At 73.4% G+C, this 15,779-nt stretch carries 16 protein-coding genes; 7 read left to right on the plus strand and 9 right to left on the minus strand.

Annotated features, from left to right (window positions below):
• Positions 1–18 precede the first annotated feature (18 nt).
• Together AB0I67_RS31615 and AB0I67_RS31620 are read right to left on the minus strand one after the other, a co-directional pair.
• Positions 19–792 carry a phosphotransferase gene (locus AB0I67_RS31615; protein ID WP_357930896.1) on the minus strand — a complete coding sequence of 258 codons (774 nt, stop codon included), beginning with the start codon at positions 790–792 and terminating at the stop codon, positions 19–21.
• The gene (locus AB0I67_RS31620) at positions 789–1,568 is read right to left on the minus strand and encodes an inositol monophosphatase family protein (protein ID WP_357930899.1); all 780 of its coding nucleotides are present in this window, start codon (positions 1,566–1,568) and stop codon (positions 789–791) included. The genes AB0I67_RS31615 and AB0I67_RS31620 overlap by 4 nt, the downstream gene beginning before the upstream one ends.
• A gap of 52 nt (positions 1,569–1,620) precedes the next feature.
• Between AB0I67_RS31620 and AB0I67_RS31625 the strand changes: the two genes are divergently transcribed.
• Positions 1,621–2,361 carry a GntR family transcriptional regulator gene (locus tag AB0I67_RS31625; protein ID WP_357930902.1) on the plus strand — a complete coding sequence of 247 codons (741 nt, stop codon included), beginning with the start codon at positions 1,621–1,623 and terminating at the stop codon, positions 2,359–2,361.
• Between the two features lie 177 nt (positions 2,362–2,538).
• Here AB0I67_RS31625 and menD read toward each other — a convergent pair whose 3' ends face one another.
• Both menD and AB0I67_RS31635 read right to left on the minus strand, forming a co-directional pair.
• Positions 2,539–4,197 (minus strand): 2-succinyl-5-enolpyruvyl-6-hydroxy-3-cyclohexene-1-carboxylic-acid synthase, encoded by a 1,659-nt coding sequence (menD, locus tag AB0I67_RS31630; RefSeq protein ID WP_357930905.1) that lies wholly within the window; start codon positions 4,195–4,197, stop codon positions 2,539–2,541.
• Positions 4,194–5,135, minus strand: coding sequence for an o-succinylbenzoate synthase (locus AB0I67_RS31635; RefSeq protein WP_357930907.1), 942 nt, complete (start codon positions 5,133–5,135; stop codon positions 4,194–4,196). Before AB0I67_RS31635 ends, menD begins: the two co-directional genes overlap by 4 nt.
• Positions 5,136–5,153: 18 nt before the next feature.
• On the opposite strand from AB0I67_RS31635, the gene AB0I67_RS31640 reads away from it, so the two are divergent.
• The 3 genes from AB0I67_RS31640 (at position 5,154) to AB0I67_RS31650 (ending at position 8,216) form a co-directional block, all read left to right on the plus strand.
• On the plus strand, positions 5,154–6,323 hold the full coding sequence (locus AB0I67_RS31640) for an AMP-binding protein (RefSeq protein ID WP_357930909.1): 1,170 nt from the start codon (positions 5,154–5,156) through the stop codon (positions 6,321–6,323).
• A gap of 28 nt (positions 6,324–6,351) precedes the next feature.
• Positions 6,352–6,687 carry a hypothetical protein gene (locus AB0I67_RS31645; protein WP_357930911.1) on the plus strand — a complete coding sequence of 112 codons (336 nt, stop codon included), beginning with the start codon at positions 6,352–6,354 and terminating at the stop codon, positions 6,685–6,687.
• 221 nt (positions 6,688–6,908) lie between these two features.
• A complete protein-coding gene (locus tag AB0I67_RS31650) occupies positions 6,909–8,216 on the plus strand; it encodes a sigma-70 family RNA polymerase sigma factor (protein ID WP_357930914.1) in 1,308 nt (435 codons plus the stop codon).
• A gap of 224 nt (positions 8,217–8,440) precedes the next feature.
• On the opposite strand, the gene AB0I67_RS31655 is transcribed toward AB0I67_RS31650, so the two are convergent.
• The gene (locus AB0I67_RS31655; protein WP_357930916.1) at positions 8,441–8,806 is read right to left on the minus strand and encodes a hypothetical protein; all 366 of its coding nucleotides are present in this window, start codon (positions 8,804–8,806) and stop codon (positions 8,441–8,443) included.
• 160 nt (positions 8,807–8,966) lie between these two features.
• Here AB0I67_RS31655 and AB0I67_RS31660 point away from each other — a divergent pair, with 160 nt between their 5' ends.
• A complete protein-coding gene (locus tag AB0I67_RS31660; protein ID WP_357930919.1) occupies positions 8,967–9,530 on the plus strand; it encodes a TetR/AcrR family transcriptional regulator C-terminal domain-containing protein in 564 nt (187 codons plus the stop codon).
• Between the two features lie 145 nt (positions 9,531–9,675).
• On the opposite strand, the gene AB0I67_RS31665 is transcribed toward AB0I67_RS31660, so the two are convergent.
• Positions 9,676–10,101: a hypothetical protein gene (locus AB0I67_RS31665; RefSeq protein WP_357930922.1), complete on the minus strand. Its 426-nt coding sequence runs from the start codon at positions 10,099–10,101 to the stop codon at positions 9,676–9,678.
• Positions 10,102–10,548: 447 nt separating this feature from the next.
• On the opposite strand from AB0I67_RS31665, the gene AB0I67_RS31670 reads away from it, so the two are divergent.
• Positions 10,549–10,743, plus strand: coding sequence for a DUF5999 family protein (locus tag AB0I67_RS31670; protein ID WP_357930925.1), 195 nt, complete (start codon positions 10,549–10,551; stop codon positions 10,741–10,743).
• Here AB0I67_RS31670 and AB0I67_RS31675 read toward each other — a convergent pair whose 3' ends face one another.
• Positions 10,744–11,418 carry an alpha/beta family hydrolase gene (locus AB0I67_RS31675; protein ID WP_357930928.1) on the minus strand — a complete coding sequence of 225 codons (675 nt, stop codon included), beginning with the start codon at positions 11,416–11,418 and terminating at the stop codon, positions 10,744–10,746. It lies immediately after the preceding gene.
• A 133-nt stretch (positions 11,419–11,551) separates the two neighbouring features.
• On the opposite strand from AB0I67_RS31675, the gene AB0I67_RS31680 reads away from it, so the two are divergent.
• Positions 11,552–11,899, plus strand: coding sequence for a hypothetical protein (locus tag AB0I67_RS31680; protein WP_357930931.1), 348 nt, complete (start codon positions 11,552–11,554; stop codon positions 11,897–11,899).
• Positions 11,900–11,979: 80 nt separating this feature from the next.
• Here the strand turns inward: AB0I67_RS31680 and AB0I67_RS31685 are convergent, their stop codons facing one another.
• Together AB0I67_RS31685 and gcvP are read right to left on the minus strand one after the other, a co-directional pair.
• On the minus strand, positions 11,980–12,756 hold the full coding sequence (locus AB0I67_RS31685; RefSeq protein ID WP_357930934.1) for a hypothetical protein: 777 nt from the start codon (positions 12,754–12,756) through the stop codon (positions 11,980–11,982).
• Positions 12,757–12,919: 163 nt separating this feature from the next.
• Positions 12,920–15,748, minus strand: coding sequence for an aminomethyl-transferring glycine dehydrogenase (gcvP, locus tag AB0I67_RS31690; RefSeq protein ID WP_357930937.1), 2,829 nt, complete (start codon positions 15,746–15,748; stop codon positions 12,920–12,922).
• Positions 15,749–15,779 lie beyond the last annotated feature (31 nt).

Raw genomic sequence — 15,779 nt, forward strand, 5'->3', positions numbered from 1 at the left:
CGGCCAGCCGCCAGCCGGTCAGCCGAAGGTCCAGTCCAGGTGGGCCAGGCCCGCCTCGAAGTAGCGCCGGTCGGTGCTCAGGCCGTGGACCAGGTCCTCCAGCAGCGAGCAGCGGGCGTAGAACAGCACGCGGGCGTGCTCCGGGGCCGGGCCGCCGTAGGACTCCAGGATCCGGGCGTAGGCGGCCGGCCCCAGGTCGCGCCAGAGCAGCGCGAAGTCGCGGGCCGGGTCGGTCAGCGCGGCGTCGCCCCAGTCGATGACGCCGCTGATCGCCCCGGCCTCCACCAGCAGGTGCTCGGCGCCCAGGTCGTTGTGGCAGAACACCACCGCCTCGCCGGCCGGCGGCGGAGCGGTCCCCAGGAACTCCTCGACCCTCGCGCGGGCACGGGCGGGCAACTCCGGGGCGACCTCGGCGAAGCTCTCCTCCGCCTCCTCCAGCAGGCCGCTCAGCGGGTAGTCGTCGCGCTCGGCCCCGATGGGCGCGCCGTGGATCGCCGTCAGGAACCCGCCCAGCGCGGGCGCCAGCCGTACCGGATCGACGGCCGGGCCGTCGATCAGCGGCACGCCGGGCAGCTTGCGGTAGGCCAGCACGCCGGCCTCCGGGTCGGCGTGGACCGGGACGGGCACCGGCAGCGGCGAGACCTCGGCCACCGCGCGCAGGATCGCCACCTCGGCGGGGTTGACCGCGCCCTTGCCCACCCGCACCACGTACTCGCCGTTGATCTCCCAGGCGACGTTGTCCACGCCCTCGCCGAGCCGGACGCGGCTGTGCTCCACGATGCCGGGGATCATGCGGGGACCAGCTCCGCGAGGGCGGAGCCGGCCAGGTCGAAGCCGCCCACGGTGGCCAGGTAGGGACCGACGGTGAACGGGTCGCCCAGGTAGCGGCCGCCCGCGCGGCGCACGAGCAACGCGCCCGCCGCCACGTCCCACGGGCTCGCGCCGAGCCCGAAGCAGGCGTGTGCCCAGCCGGCGGCCACGTGCGCGAGCTTCAGCGCCGCGCTGCCCGGCCGGCGCACCGCGCTGAAGGAGGTGACCAGCCGCCCGAACCGGTGCAGCGCCTCCTCCCCCTGCTGGGCCAGGTCGTAGGCGCTCGGGTAGCTGGTGAGCAGCAACGCCTCCCGGTCGGTGCGCGGCCCCGCGCTGGTCAGCGGGACCCCGTCGCACCGGGCGCCGCCGTCGCCGGCGGTGAAGAGCTGGTCACGGACCGGGTCGTAGATCGCCCCGGCGACCAGCTCGCCGCCGACGGCCGCGCCGATCGAGACGCAGAAGAAGGCCACTCCGGCGGCGAAGTTGGCGGTGCCGTCGATCGGGTCGACGTACCAGGTGACCTCGCCCGAGCCGGGGTGCGTGCCGCCCTCCTCCCCCACGATCACGCTGCCTGGGGCGCGTTTGCCGATCACCGCGCGGATCTGCTCCTCGGCCGCGAGGTCGTGCTCGGTGACGGGATCGTGGAAGTCGGTCTTGGTCGCCACCCGCGCCCCGGTGCGGAACACCTCGCGCAGCCGGGTGCCGGCTCCGGTGGCCGCCTCGACCGCGATGTCCAGAAGATCATCATTCGTCGCCATAATTCCACGGTAGCCGTTTGTCAGGACATTCTGACCCCATTACGCTGATCGCATGACCGCTAACCTGGCCATCGACCTGGACCGCTCCAGCCCGGTACCCCTGTATTTCCAGGTCGCCGAGCAGATCGCCGAAGCCATCCGGCGCGGGGATCTGGCCCCCGGATCGCGCCTCGACAACGAGATCCTGCTCGCCGACCGCCTGGGCCTGTCCAGGCCCACGGTACGGCAGGCGATCCAATACCTCGTGGACAAGGGCCTGCTGGTCCGCAAGCGCGGCGTCGGCACCCAGGTGGTCCACGGCCAGGTCAAGCGCTCGGTCGAGCTCACCAGCCTCTACGACGACCTGCGCCGCGCCGGCCAGGAACCGGCCACCCAGGTACTCGCCCTCGAACCCCGCCCGGCCGACGAGGAGATCGCCCGCATCCTCGGCGTCGAGACCGGCGTGCAGGTCCTCTACCTGGAGCGGCTGCGCTTCGCCGCCGGCGAGCCGCTCGCCGTGATGCACAACTGGCTGCCCTTCGGCCTGGCCCAGCTCAGCGCCGAGAGCCTGCAGCACCGCGGCCTGTACGAGCTGCTGCGCCAGGCCGGGGTCCGGATGCGCGTGGCCAACCAGCGCGTCGGCGCCCGCGCCGCCACCCAGGCCGAGGCCAAACTCCTCGACGAGCGGCGGGGCGCGCCGCTGCTGACCATGGTCCGCACCACCTACGACGACCAGGGCCGCGCGGTCGAGCACGGCTCGCACATCTACCGCGCCTCCCTCTACTCCCTGGAGGTCACCCTCATCGAGCGCTGACAACGCCTCGACAGGGGCGCTCGGTAGCGTCGCGCGGCGTGAACCTGTCCGATGTCGCCGCGCCGCGCTGGCCGGGTTGTTGTCGTGCTTTCCTCCCGCTGGTCCCGCTGGCGCTCCTGCCGATGGTCGCCCACCTTCCTCAAAAGCACCGCTGAGCCGTACCCCGCGGCCGGGGGCTCACCCGGTCAGTGACAGCGCCGTCTGGGCGGCTTCGCGCAGGTCGGCGTGCAGGCGGGCGTTGTGCTCGCGGTCGGAGCGGACCTCCACGATCCGCACCCCCTCGCCCCGGATCGCCTTGGCCACCTCCGACGGATCCTCCACCAGCGTGTACGGCGTGCCGGTGGCGGCCGCGACGTAGCCGAGGTCCACCCCGTGCGGCGTGCCGAAGACGCGCTCGAACGGGTCACGCAGCGCCGCCTGCGGCAGCAGCGAGAAGATCCCGCCCCCGTCGTTGTTTACCACCACCAGGCACAGGTCGGGCCGCGGCTCGCGCGGTCCGAGGATGAGCCCGTTCTGGTCGTGCAGGAACGACAGGTCGCCCACCAGCGCGTAGGAGGGCCCGTTGTGCGCCAGCGCGGCCCCCATCGCGGTGGAGACTATGCCGTCGATGCCCGAGGCGCCCCGGTTGGCCAGCACCCGCAGCCCGCGCCGGGGCCGCATGACGGTGTCGAGGTCGCGGATCGGCATCGAGGAGGCGGTGAACAGCAGCGACCCGTTCGGCAGCAGCTCGACCAGGTCGCGCGCCAGCCGCGGCTCGCTCATGCCGCTCACGTCCAGGAGCCCGTCGATCGCCGCGCGGACCGCGAGGTCGGCCCGGCGCCAGGAGTTGAGCCACTCGTCGTCGCCCGAGGCGACCGGGATCTCGACCGCCTGCGCCACCTGGGTCGCCGACCGGGTGGGGTCGGGCCAGCGGGTCAGGTCGGTGGCGACCACGATGTGCTCCTCGGCGTGCCGCAGCCACGACAGCAGCGGCCGCGACAGGCCGGGACGGCCGAGCGTGACGACCACGTCGGGCCGGTGCGCCTCGGCGAACTCCGGCGAGCCGAGCAGGAAGTGGTAGGTGGAGACGGCGTGGTCGCCGTAGCGGCCGTTGCCGTTCGGCTCGGAGATCACGGGCCAGCCGGCCATGCCCGCGGCGGCGACGTAGCGCCGCACGTTGGCCGCGCCGTCGCCGACCACCAGCACGCCCCGGCGGGTCGGCGGCAGGTGCAGCGCCACGGGCGGCGGGGCGACCCGCGCCCGGATCCAGGGGCCGCCGCCGGAGTCGCCGTCGAGCGACTCGCACCAGGTGGTGTCCCCGTCGGGGATCAGCGGCTCGCGGAAGGGCAGGTTCAGGTGGACCGGTCCAGGGTCGGCCGGGCCTGAGGCGCGCTGCCAGGCGCGGCAGGCCAGGGAACGCCAGTAGGCGGCCTGGCCGGGACGTTCCTCGGGCACGCCGACCTCGAAGAACCAGCGGGCCGCGGTGCCGTACAGCTTGAGCTGGTCGATGGTCTGGTTGGCGCCGGTGCCGCGCAGTTCGGGCGGGCGGTCGGCGGTGAGGACGAGCAGGGGCACGCCCGACTCGCTCGCCTCGATCACCGCGGGGTGGAAGTTGGCGGTCGCGGTGCCGGAGGAGCAGATGAGCGCGACCGGCTTCTCCGAGCGGCGGGCCAGGCCCAGCGCCAGGTGGGAGGCCGAGCGCTCGTCGATGCGCACGTGCAGCCGGATGCGGGAGTCGGCGTGGGCGGCCAGGGCGAGGGGGGCCGAGCGGGAGCCGGGGGCGAGCACGACCTCGCTCAGGCCGCAGCGGACGAACTCGTCGATCAGCACCGTGGCCAGCGCGATGGCGGGATTCACAGCTCAGCCTCCTGCAGGCGGCGCAACCAGGCCGGGGAGTCGATCTCGACGGCGGCGAGGCGCTCGGGGTCGACCTCCACGCTGCGCACCTCAAGCATCCCATCGACCGGGATAAGGGGATTTTTCGTGACATCGCCGGTCAGCAGGCTCATGGTGCCCAGCCCGCACGCGTACGGCAGCTCCGGCAACGCCGCCGCCAGCGCCAGCCCGGCGGCCAGCCCGACCGAGGTCTCGACCGCGCTGGAGACCACCGCGGGCAGCCCGCACGCCTCCACCACGCGCAGCGCGTTGCGCACCCCGCCCAGCGGCTGCACCTTCACCACGGCGATGTCGGCGGCCTCGGCCGCCCGCACCTTCAGCGGGTCCTCGGCGCGGCGGATCGACTCGTCGGCGGCGATCGGCACCCGCACCGCCCGGCGCACGCGCGCCAGCTCCTCCAGCGTCGCGCACGGCTGCTCGGCGTACTCCAGCTCGAAGCGGTCGAGCTCCTTGAGGTTGCGGACCGCCTCGTCCACGTCCCAGGCGCCGTTGGCGTCGACGCGCAGCCGGCCGCCCGGGCCCAGGGCGTCGCGCACCGCCTCGACGCGGGCCAGGTCCTCGGCGAAGCTCTGGCCGCGCTCGGCGACCTTGACCTTGGCGGTGCCGCAGCCGGCCTGCCGTACCAGCTCGTGGGCGCGCTCGGGGCCCACGGCGGGCACGGTCGCGTTGACCGGCACCCGCGCGCGCAGCGGCGCGGGCCAGCCCAGCTCGGCGGCCTCACGCGCGCAGGCCAGCCAGCGGGCGCTCTCGCGCGGCCCGTACTCCGGGAACGGGGAGAACTCCCCCCACCCGGCCGCTCCCCTGATCAGCACACCCTCACGGACCGTCTGGCCGCGGAAACGGGTGCTCATGGGGATGCGGAAGACCACGGGGCGTGGTGGGCTGGCGGGCTCGATCACATGACTAACCTTACGGACATGAAGGGGAAGTCAGCGCACCCGGACCGCGCGTTGCGCGCGGTGGTCCTGCCGCCCGGCCCGCGCCTGTTCGAGGCGATCACGCGCGCTCTGGCCGGTGACGGACCCGCCGTGCTGCCCCTGCCGCCCTCCCACGCCGCCGGCGCGCTCGCCGCGCTCGGCCCGACCGAGGTGGAGACCGAGCAGGGCGTACGGCAGGCTGGCGGCGAGGGCGTCCCGGCCGGCGTCGCGGTCGTGATCGCCACCAGCGGCAGCACCGGCCGCCCCAAGGGCGTCCAGCTCAGCGCCACGGCGTTGCGCGCCTCGGCGGCGGCCTCGCTGAGCCGCCTGGAGGCCGCCCCCGGCGAGCGCTGGCTGTGCTGCCTGCCGCCCTCGCACGTGTCGGGCCTGCAGGTGCTGGTCAGGTCGCTGCTCGGCGGCACCGAGCCGATCATCCACGAGCGCTTCGACCCGGCCGCGGTGCTCGCCTCCGGCGCCGCGCACGTCTCACTCGTCCCGACCCAGCTCCACCGCCTGGTCGAGAGGGGCGCCGACCTGTCGGTCTTCCGGACCATCCTGCTCGGCGGCGCCGCCGCCTCCCCCGCGCTGCTGGAGCGGGCCGGTGAGCTCGGCGCCCGGGTGGTCACCACGTACGGCATGAGCGAGACCAGCGGCGGCTGTGTGTACGACGGCCGGCCCCTTGACAATGTAGATCTCAAAATCGGCCCCGACGGGCGCATCCTGCTGGCCGGCCCGGTGCTCTTCGCCGGCTACCGCGGCGGCCCCGCCTTCGACGGCGGCTGGTTCACCACCTCCGACCTCGGCGAGCTGTCCGGCGGCCGGCTGCGGGTGCTCGGCCGCGCCGACGACGTCATCAACACCGGCGGCGAGAAGGTGGTCGCCGCCCAGGTCGCCGGCGTGCTCGCCCAGCACCCCGAGGTCGCCGACGTCGCCGTCGTCGGCCGCCCCGACGCCGAGTGGGGCGAGATCGTGGTGGCCGTCGTCGTGCCTCGCACGCCGGCGAACGCGCCGAGCCTCGCCCATTTGCGGGCGTTCGCCAAAGACCGTCTCCCCGCGCACGCCGCACCCCGTGACCTGCGGCTGCTCCCCCGCCTGCCGCTCCTGCCGAACGGCAAGACCGACCTCGAAAGCCTCCGGCATGGAACGCGGGGCCACGGCGATGCGTCATAGTGAGGCAAGCGTCGAAGGAGGATCCTCCATGAAGCAGACCCGCAAGATGTGGGTGTCCGCGGCGGTCGTGGGCGTCGTCGTCGCCGGCGGCCTCTACGTCGCGGCCGCCGCCTCGGCGGGCCGGTTGGAGAAGGTCAGCCAGGAGACCAGAGCGGTGGTCAACAAGATGCCCGAACCCGCGAGCGGACCCGCCGAGGCCCCCGAGCCCGCCGGCACGCCCACCCCCGAGCCCTCCGACATCGTGGTCTCCCACGAGGTCAACGAGAACCCGGGCGACGTGCTCCAGTTCTGGAGCAGCGAGCGCATGGAGGGCGCGGAGCCCATGCCCATGCCGACCGTGGTCCAGCGCCCCTCCGGCGACTGAACGGACCGGACGACACGGCTGGGATCAGAGTGAGATAGCCCACCATTCCGGCCGCTGCCCGCCCCACCAGGGGTTTTTCCCATGCGGCCGGGAACGGGCGGGAACAAAACGCGAAATTCGGCGTTATTGGTACTGGTGCGTTGATGCGGCCACAGCCGCCCCACCCGATGTCAGAACCTGTGCCAGAACTTGCCGACACTCCGCGAGGAGGAGGTGTCCTCATGCCCACAGCCGCCGCGCCCGCGACACCCGCGACGCTCGACCAGCTCCTCACCCGAGGGCGAGCCCAGGGTCACCTGTCCCTTGCCGAGCTGCGCGACGCCTTCGCCGAGGCCGGGATCAGCCCCGCTCAGGGCAGGTCGATCCTGCGTGAGCTGACCGAGTCGGGGGTGAGCCTCGCCGCCGAGGACGAGCCGTCCCTGACCAAGAAGACCCCCGCGCCCCGTAAGAAGGCCACCGCGAAGAAGACTACCGCCACCAAGCCCAAGATCGCCAAAAAGGCCGCGGAAGCGGCCCCGGCCGCCGCCACTCCCGCCTCCGACGAGGACGGCCCGGTGGAGATCTCCGCCGAGGACGTCGAGCTGGAGCAGGAGTCGCTCGACCTGGACGACACCCAGTCGGTGATGGGTGACTCGGTCCACACCTACCTCAAGTCGATCGGCCGCCGCACGCTGCTCACCGCGGCCGAGGAGGTCGAGCTCGCCCGCCGCATCGAGGCCGGCCTGTACGCCGAGTACAAGCTGGAGTCGGAGCCCGGTCTCACCCCGCGCCGGCGCGAGGACCTGGAGTGGGTGGCCGAGGACGGCCGCCGCGCCAAGGACCACATGCTGGAGGCCAACCTCCGCCTGGTGGTCTCGGTGGCCAAGAAGTACACCGACCGCGGCATGGCGCTCCTCGACGTGGTCCAGGAGGGCAACCTCGGGCTCATCCGGGCGGTGGAGAAGTTCGACTACACCAAGGGCTTCAAGTTCTCCACCTACGCCATGTGGTGGATCCGGCAGGCCATCCAGCGTGGCTTCGCCGACTCCGCCCGCACCATCCGGCTGCCCGTCCACGTGCTGGAGATGCTCTCCAAGCTGTCGCGCATCGAGCGGGACATGCACCAGCGGCTGGGCCGCGAGCCCACGCCGGAGGAGCTGGCCGTCGAGCTCGACAAGACGCCCGACCAGATCGAGGAGCTGCTGCGTACGGCTCGCCAGCCGATCTCGCTCAACGCGACCATCGGCGAGGACGGCGAGACCACCATCGGCGACCTGATCGAGGACGTCGACTCGCCCGAGGCCTCCGAGATCGTCGACCGGCAGTTGCTGGCCGACCAGCTCAGGGGCGTGCTCGGCAACCTGTCGCAGCGCGAGGCGCGCATCATGGCGCTGCGCTTCGGGCTCATCGACGGCAAGCCGCACACCCTCGACGAGATCGGCAAGCACCTGGGGCTCACCCGGGAGCGGATCCGGCAGCTCGAGAAGGAGTCGCTGTCCAAGCTGCGCCACCCGAGCAACACCCGCCCGCTGCTGGACTGGGCGAGCTGAGCAAGAGCCAGACCACTCTGGCCCCCTCTTCCGCGGCACCGGGCCAGGCCGGTCCCCGTCACCCCTTGAGCGGCGGACCGGCCACCCGGCGAGGGCCTCCGGGCCCGTCCGCGGAAGCGGCGAAGCCCCGGAACCACCAGGTTCCGGGGCTTCTTCGTGTCGCGAAACGACCTGCGCGGGGTGCCGCACCCTGCGAGGGCACGCACCGCTTCCGGCAGGAAGGGTCAGCGGACGGCGGGCACCCGCGGGATCCCCCACATGCGGTTCTGCTCGCGCAGCGTGCGCAGCCGGTCCACCTCGGCGGTCCACATGGCGCCCTTGGGCGTCGCCTTGGCCTTGCGCCGCGCGATCCGGTCGTCGTAGCTGCGCACCCCGAAGGTGCTGCGCTGCCCGCTCTCGGCCGCCCGCAGCGCCTCGGTGAGCGCCTTGTCCAGGACCAGCCCGGCCTCCCGCAGCTCCTCCTCGGACGCCTGCGCCGCCTGGAGCTCCCGCACCCGCTGCTCGGCCAGCCGGGCCTTCTCCAGCAGCTCGGGAAGGCTCTTGGAGATCTCCTGGTCCGCGAGGTAGCGGACCTCGGCCTCACGGCTCACACGCGGACGGAAAAACGCCATCGGAACTTCGCTCCCTCTGTCAGCTTGTCGAGGCTAAGCGTAGCCCCACCGCCCCGCGCGCCACGCACCGGACCTCCGGTGGTTCTGTACGGCGCGGCGGCCTTTACAAAGTAAGTCACCAGCGAGCAGGATGATCTCCATGCCTGCCAAACGCCCGCCCGTCCCGCTCTCCCGGGAACGCATCATCGACGCCGCCCTGCACATCGCTGACAGCCAGGGCCTGCGCCGGCTCACCATGCGACGGCTCGGGGACGCCCTGGAGGTCGAGGCCATGGCGATCTACCACCACCTCCCCCGCGGCAAGGAGGCCCTGATGGACGCCCTCGCCGAGCACGTCACCGCCGTCCAGGTCGAACGCGGCACCACCTGGGAGGACACCGCCCGCGCCTGGTGCCGGGCCGGCCGTGAGGCCCTGCGCGACCACCCCGGTGTCCTGGCCCTGGCCCTCACCAAGCCGCCCAAGGGCGCCACCGCGCTGGCCATCCGCGAGCAGATCGACCAGCTCACCGACCTGGGCCTGCCCGACGCCGCCGAGGCCGTCCGCTCGCTCCGCGCCTTCGTGTTCGGGAGTGTCGCGGTGGAGGTGCAGGCCAGCGGCTGGGCCGACCCCGAGGCCGACACCTGGACTCGCCGCGACCCCGGCGCCGACGCCGACTTCGAACGGGGCCTGGACGCCCTCCTCCGCGGCCTCACTTCCTCCTGACCCCACCCTTTCCATCGCCTCACCCGCCGCCCGCCGTACCCAGCCCCACCCTCTGCCACCGGTGAGCAGGGTGAGGGGCCGGGGTGAGCGGGCCGGGGCGAGCGGGCCGGGGCAGGGTGAGCAGCGCCCGTCACCCCGGCGGCGGTCAGGAGGCCGGGCCGCCCTCGCCTCGCCGGCCTTCCGGGCCCAGGTCGTCCCAGCCGGTGGTGGGGCGGCCGGCGCCGAGGTCGTCCCAGCCGTCGGGCAGGACGGCCCGGTCGGGATCGGGCGGCCCGGGACGGGGCCCGTTGAGCCCGTCCGCGTCTGGCACGGCCGACCCGGGAACGTCCGGGTCGGGAAGCCCGGGATCGGGCGCATCGGGATCCGGCAGGTCAGGGTCAGGCAGCCCCGGTTCCGGGACGTCCGGATCCGGCAGACCCGGTTCCGGAGCATCGGGGTCGGGAAGGCCGGGGTCGGGGATGCCCGGCGTTCCGGGGGTGTCCGGAGCGTCCGGCGTGTCGGGAGGCGGGGTGGCGGGGTCGTTGGGGCCGGGCGGCGACCCCGGACCACTGGGCACGTCGGGGTCGGGCAATCCCGGTCCACGGGGCGGCGAGAGCGACGGGTCAGGCGAGCCGGGCGTCTCCGAAGAGCCTCGCGACTCCAAGGACTCAGCCGACGACGGCTCCGAGAGCTCCGGTTCGTGTTCAGGGGTGTGCTGGCTCACGGCCTTCTCCTTCCGGGCGCTCCCCTCTCAGACCAGCCCGCCTACCCCCAGACCCCCCGATAACCCCGCACACCCTCCGGCTTTGCCCGCCGTACACCGAACAAAGACCACCCCCGCACCCCACCCGGAACTGTCGCGAAAAACCGGCGTGTCGGCGTTGGAGCAGGGCCGGAACATGGGCACTCTGTCTCTCAGGTCGCACGCCCTTCCGGCGAACCTCCTCCTTCAACCGTCCTAACGGGCTATGTCGGAATGTGTGATCTGCATCGCACACTTGCTGGGACCGATTGTTCACGAGATTTCGGAGGCACGCCGATGTGCCCGCACGACCCGGCCTGTCCGCCGGCCGACGCACGCGACCGTGAGGCCGCGCGCACCATGGCCTGCCACCCCGAACAGGGGTGGAGCCTGCTCTGCAACGGGGTCGTCCTGTTCGAGGACACCGGTGAACTGTTGCCGAGCGGGGCAGTCATCGCCCCGCACCGGCCCGTGCCAGTCACGGCCTGCTGATCAGCGGGTGTGACCCGCGATCCACTCGGCGACCACTTCGCCCACTTTCACGGGGTTCTTCTTCAGATCGTGGCCCTCCCCCGGCAGGACCACCAGGTACGAGGCGTCCGCGGCGTCCGGCACACCGAACGGGTCCCGGTCGCCGTTGATCACCAGCACGTCGACGCCCGTGTTCCTGAGCTCCTCCGCCCTGGAACGTTCCGGCCTGCCCGGCGGGTGCAGGGGGAAGGCCATGGCCACCACGGCCACCGCCCCCACCTTTCCAGCGGTACGGCAGGCGACCCGGGCGCCGTTGCTCCGCCCGCCCTGTACCAGCGGCAGGTCCGGCCGCTCCTCGCGCAGCCTGGCGACGATCTCCGCCCAGGCCTCGTCCTGCCGGTCCGGCGATCCCGGCGCGCGTGCCCCGGCCAGCCGGAACGGCTGCAGCACCCGCGCCACCACGGCCCCGCCGGCCAGCGCGGCGTCGCGGACGGCCAGCAGGTCGGGCGCGTCCACTCCCCCGGCCGAGCCGTGCGTCAGCACCAGCAGCAGCCGCGCCCGCCCGGCCGGCGTCTCGACCAGCACCCGGGCCGGGCCGCGCGAGGTGTCGAACTCCAGAACCTCAAGGCCCTTCGCGGCCGCGCTCGCCGCGGTCCCGGGCTCGTCTCCGCCGCCCCCCGCGGCACTGCTCTCCATGATCTGTCATGGTGGCACAGCCCGCTGCTCCGCCTGCCGTACGGCACGCCTTCCCACCACCGACCCGGGAAGGAGGGACGCCTGCCCCTCAGGAGGGATGCGCCCGCCCGGCCGGTGTGCCAGATTGGCTGCTATGTCTGACACTCCTTCCGAGATCGGCCGGGACTACCGGGCCACCCTCGACGCCCGCCGCGATCTCGGACCGGAATACGAGACCGCGCTGGCGGAGTCCTTCGCCGACCGGCTGGACCAGGTCATCGCCGCCCGGGTGCAGGCGGAGATCCAGGCCGCCGGGCCCTCGGCCAAGAAGCGCGCCAAGACCCAGGCGGAGGTCACCACCACCGTGGCGATCGCCTCGCTGGGTCTCGGCATCCCGCTCACCGCCATCGCGGCGGGGACCGCGGGGCCGCTCGGGCTGCTGATCGCGTGGATCGGCATCGCGGTGGTCAACATCGCCGTAGCCGTCGGCAACCGCCGCTGACCGCCCCCCGGGGGAAGGTGGCCGCAGGACGGCCTGCGTGAGAGGGCGGGGGCCGGCGCGAAACCGGGGCCGGGGAGCGGTCAGGGACGGTCGTGGCGGAGGCGGACCTGGTCGGCCAGTTCGGCGTCCCCGTGCCCCAGCCCGTAAGCCCACACCTGCTCCGCGTCATCCCCCCGCCCCCGCAACGGCAACGTCCTGGCGAGCAGCTCGATGGCCAGCGAGACGGTCTCCCGGTCGCGCCCCTCCTCCACCGCGACCGCGAAGTGCGCGCAGGCGAGTTCGAGGTGCGCGATCCCGAGCCGGACCCGCACCTGCGCGGCGGCCACCTCGTCGCACACCTCCAGCGTCTCCTCCAGCACCGCCACGGCCTCCTCGGGCTCGCCACGGGCCAGCAGGAGGTCGGCGAGCTGCTGGGCGGCGCTGATCGGCCCACCGGCCGCCAGGGCCCCGCGCAGGTGCGCCTCGGCCTCCTCGTCGCTCTCGGCGAGCCGGGCCAGGGCGAGGTGCGCCACGGGCAGGTAGGCGGCCGTGCCGAGCCCGAGGACGGCCTGCCACGCGCCCCGGGCCTGCTCGTCGAGCCCTTCGCGCTCGAAGCCCTGGGCGAGGTGGCAGGCGGCCTGGGCGGCGTACTCGGGGTGTCCGGTGGCCAGGGCGGAGCGGGCGGCGTTGCGCGCGCCCCGGACATCGCCCTGCTCGTCCAGCACCACGGCGAGCCCGACCGCCGCCTGGGCGCGGTCGGGCGCCTCGGGGTCGGAGGCCAGTCCGGTGAGGATGGCGGCGGCTCCGCCGAGATCGCCTTCCTCGGCCAGCCGCCGGGCGGTGTCGAGGGGTGAGGCGTCGAGCTCCTGGGGGGTCAACGAAACTCCTTCGCGTCTTCACGAGGCTGCCCCCGAGCCTAACGATTCCCGGCGATCACGTCGCGCGACTCGACGCGCGGGGTCTCACCGAGCCCGGCCCGGACGCGAGAGAGCCCGCCCCGGCCGGAGAACGGCCGGAGCGGGCTCCGTCACCCGAGCGGGATCAGTCCTCGTAGGCCTCCAGCGGCGGGCAGGCGCACACCAGGTTGCGGTCGCCGTAGGCCTGGTCGATGCGGCGGACCGGCACCCAGTACTTGTTCTCCCGCAGCGAGCGCACCGGGTAGGCCGCCTCGCTGCGCGAGTACGGGTGGGTCCACTCGTCGGCGGTGACCGACTCGGCGGTGTGCGGGGCGTTGCGCAGCGGGTTGTCGGTGCGGTCGTAGCCGCCGTCGGCCACCCGCGAGATCTCCTGGCGGATGGCGATCATCGCGTCCACGAAGCGGTCGAGCTCGGCGAGGTTCTCGCTCTCGGTCGGCTCGATCATCAGCGTGCCGGCCACCGGGAAGGACATGGTCGGCGCGTGGAAGCCGTAGTCGATGAGGCGCTTGGCCACGTCGTCCACGGTGACGCCGGTCTCCTTGGTGATCTGCCGCAGGTCGACGATGCACTCGTGGGCGACCAGCCCGCCCCGGCCGGTGTAGAGCACCGGGTAGTGCGGGGCCAGCCGGCGGGCGAGGTAGTTGGCCGACAGGATGGCCTGCTCGGTGGCGGCGCGCAGGCCGTCGCCGCCCATCATCCGGACGTAGGCCCAGGAGATCGGCAGGATGCCCGCCGAGCCGTACGGCGCGGCGGAGACGGGACCGACCGCCGAGCCCTCGCGCAGCGGGTGGCCGGGCAGGTAGGCGGCCAGGTGGGCGCGGACGGCGACCGGGCCGACGCCGGGGCCGCCGCCGCCGTGCGGGATGCAGAAGGTCTTGTGCAGGTTGAGGTGGGACACGTCGGCGCCGAACTCGCCCGGCTTGGCGAGGCCGACCAGCGCGTTGAGGTTGGCGCCGTCGACGTAGACCTGGCCGCCGGCCTCGTGGACCTTGGCGCAGACCTCGGTGATGGTCTCCTCGTACACGCCGTGCGTGGACGGGTAGGTCACCATGATCGCGGCCAGCTTGTCCGCGTGCTTGGCGATCTTGGCGTCGAGGTCGGCCAGGTCGACGTTGCCGTCGTCGTCGCAGGCGACCACGACGACGCGCATGCCGGCCATGACCGCGCTGGCCGCGTTGGTGCCGTGCGCCGAGGACGGGATGAGGCAGACGTCGCGCTCGGCGTCGCCGTTGGCGCGGTGGTAGGCGCGGATGGCCAGCAGGCCGGCGAACTCGCCCTGCGAGCCGGCGTTGGGCTGGATGGAGACGGCGTCGTAGCCGGTCACCTCGGCCAGCCAGCTCTCCAGGGTCTCGATCAGCTCCCGGTAGCCCTCGGACTGCTCCTCGGGCGCGTAGGGGTGGATGCCGGCGAACTCCGGCCAGGTGATCGGCTCCATCTCGGTGGTGGCGTTGAGCTTCATCGTGCACGAGCCCAGCGGGATCATCGAGCGGTCGAGCGCGATGTCCTTGTCCTGGAGCCGGCGCAGGTAGCGCAGCATCGAGGTCTCGGAGCGGTGGGTGTGGAAGACCGGGTGGGTGAGGTAGTCGTCGGTGCGCAGCAGCGCCTCGGGCAGCGCGGTGAGCTCCTCGCCGGCGGCGGGCGCCTCGATCGGCAGGCCGAGCGCGGCGGAGAAGGACTCCAGCACCTTGGCGACCTCGGCCGGGCCCGTCTTCTCGTCGCAGGCGACGGTGACGCGGTCGGCGTCGACCTGCCACAGGTTGACGCCGCGCGAGAGCGCCTCGGCGACGACCGCGGCGGCCTTGCCCGGCACCGAGGCGGTGACGGTGTCGAAGTAGTGCTCGGTCACCGGGACGCCGGCGCCGGACAGTGCGTGGCCGATCGCGGCGGCCTGGGCGTGCACGCGCGAGGCGATCCGGCGCAGCCCCTCGGGGCCGTGGTAGACGGCGTACATGCCGGCGATGACGGCCAGGAGCACCTGCGCGGTGCAGATGTTGCTGGTGGCCTTCTCGCGGCGGATGTGCTGCTCGCGGGTCTGCAGGGCCAGCCGGTAGGCCGGGTCGCCGTCGGTGTCGACCGAGACGCCCACCAGGCGGCCGGGCATCTGCCGCTGCAGGCCCTCGCGCACGGCCATGTAGGCGGCGTGCGGGCCGCCGAAGCCGAACGGCACGCCGAAGCGCTGCGAGGAGCCGATCGCGATGTCGGCGCCGAGCGAGCCGGGCGAGGCGATGAGGGTCAGGGCCAGCAGGTCGGCGGCGGCGACGACCTGCGCGCCGAGCTCGTGGGCCCGCTCGGCCACGGCGCGGAAGTCACGCACGGCGCCGGTGGCGCCGGGGTACTGGACCAGCACGCCGAAGCACTCCGGCAGCTCCTGGTCGAGGCGCTGGAAGACCAGCTCGATGCCGAGCGGCTCGGCGCGGGTGGCCAGCACCGCCTTGGTCTGCGGCAGCACGTCGTTGTCGACCACGAAGACGTTGCTCTTGGCCTTGCCGGCCCGGCGGGCCAGGGTCATCGCCTCGGCGGCGGCCGTCCCCTCGTCCAGCAGGGAGGCGCCCGCGACGTCGAGGCCGGTGAGGTCGGAGACCACGGTCTGGAAGTTGAGCAGCGCCTCGAGGCGGCCCTGCGAGATCTCCGGCTGGTAGGGCGTGTAGGCGGTGTACCAGCCCGGGTTCTCCAGCAGGTTGCGGCGGATGACCGCCGGGGTGACCGTGTCGTAGTAGCCCAGGCCGATCATGCTGGTCAGGACCTGGTTGCGATCGGCCAGGGCGCGCAGTTCGCCGATGACCTCGATCTCGCTCGCCGCGGCGGGCAGCTTGAGCGCGTCCTTGGCCCGGATCGCTTCCGGTACGGCTACCGCGACCAGATCCGCGACGGACTCGAAGCCCACGGCCTCCAGCATGCGCTGCTGCTCGGCGTCGGACGGGCCGATGTGACGGCTGGAGAAAAGCTCAGACATGAAGGGTGCCTCCTGGAGACAGCGCGCAGGC

Source organism: Nonomuraea sp. NPDC050310 (genome assembly GCF_040655795.1).
Lineage (GTDB): Bacteria > Actinomycetota > Actinomycetes > Streptosporangiales > Streptosporangiaceae > Nonomuraea.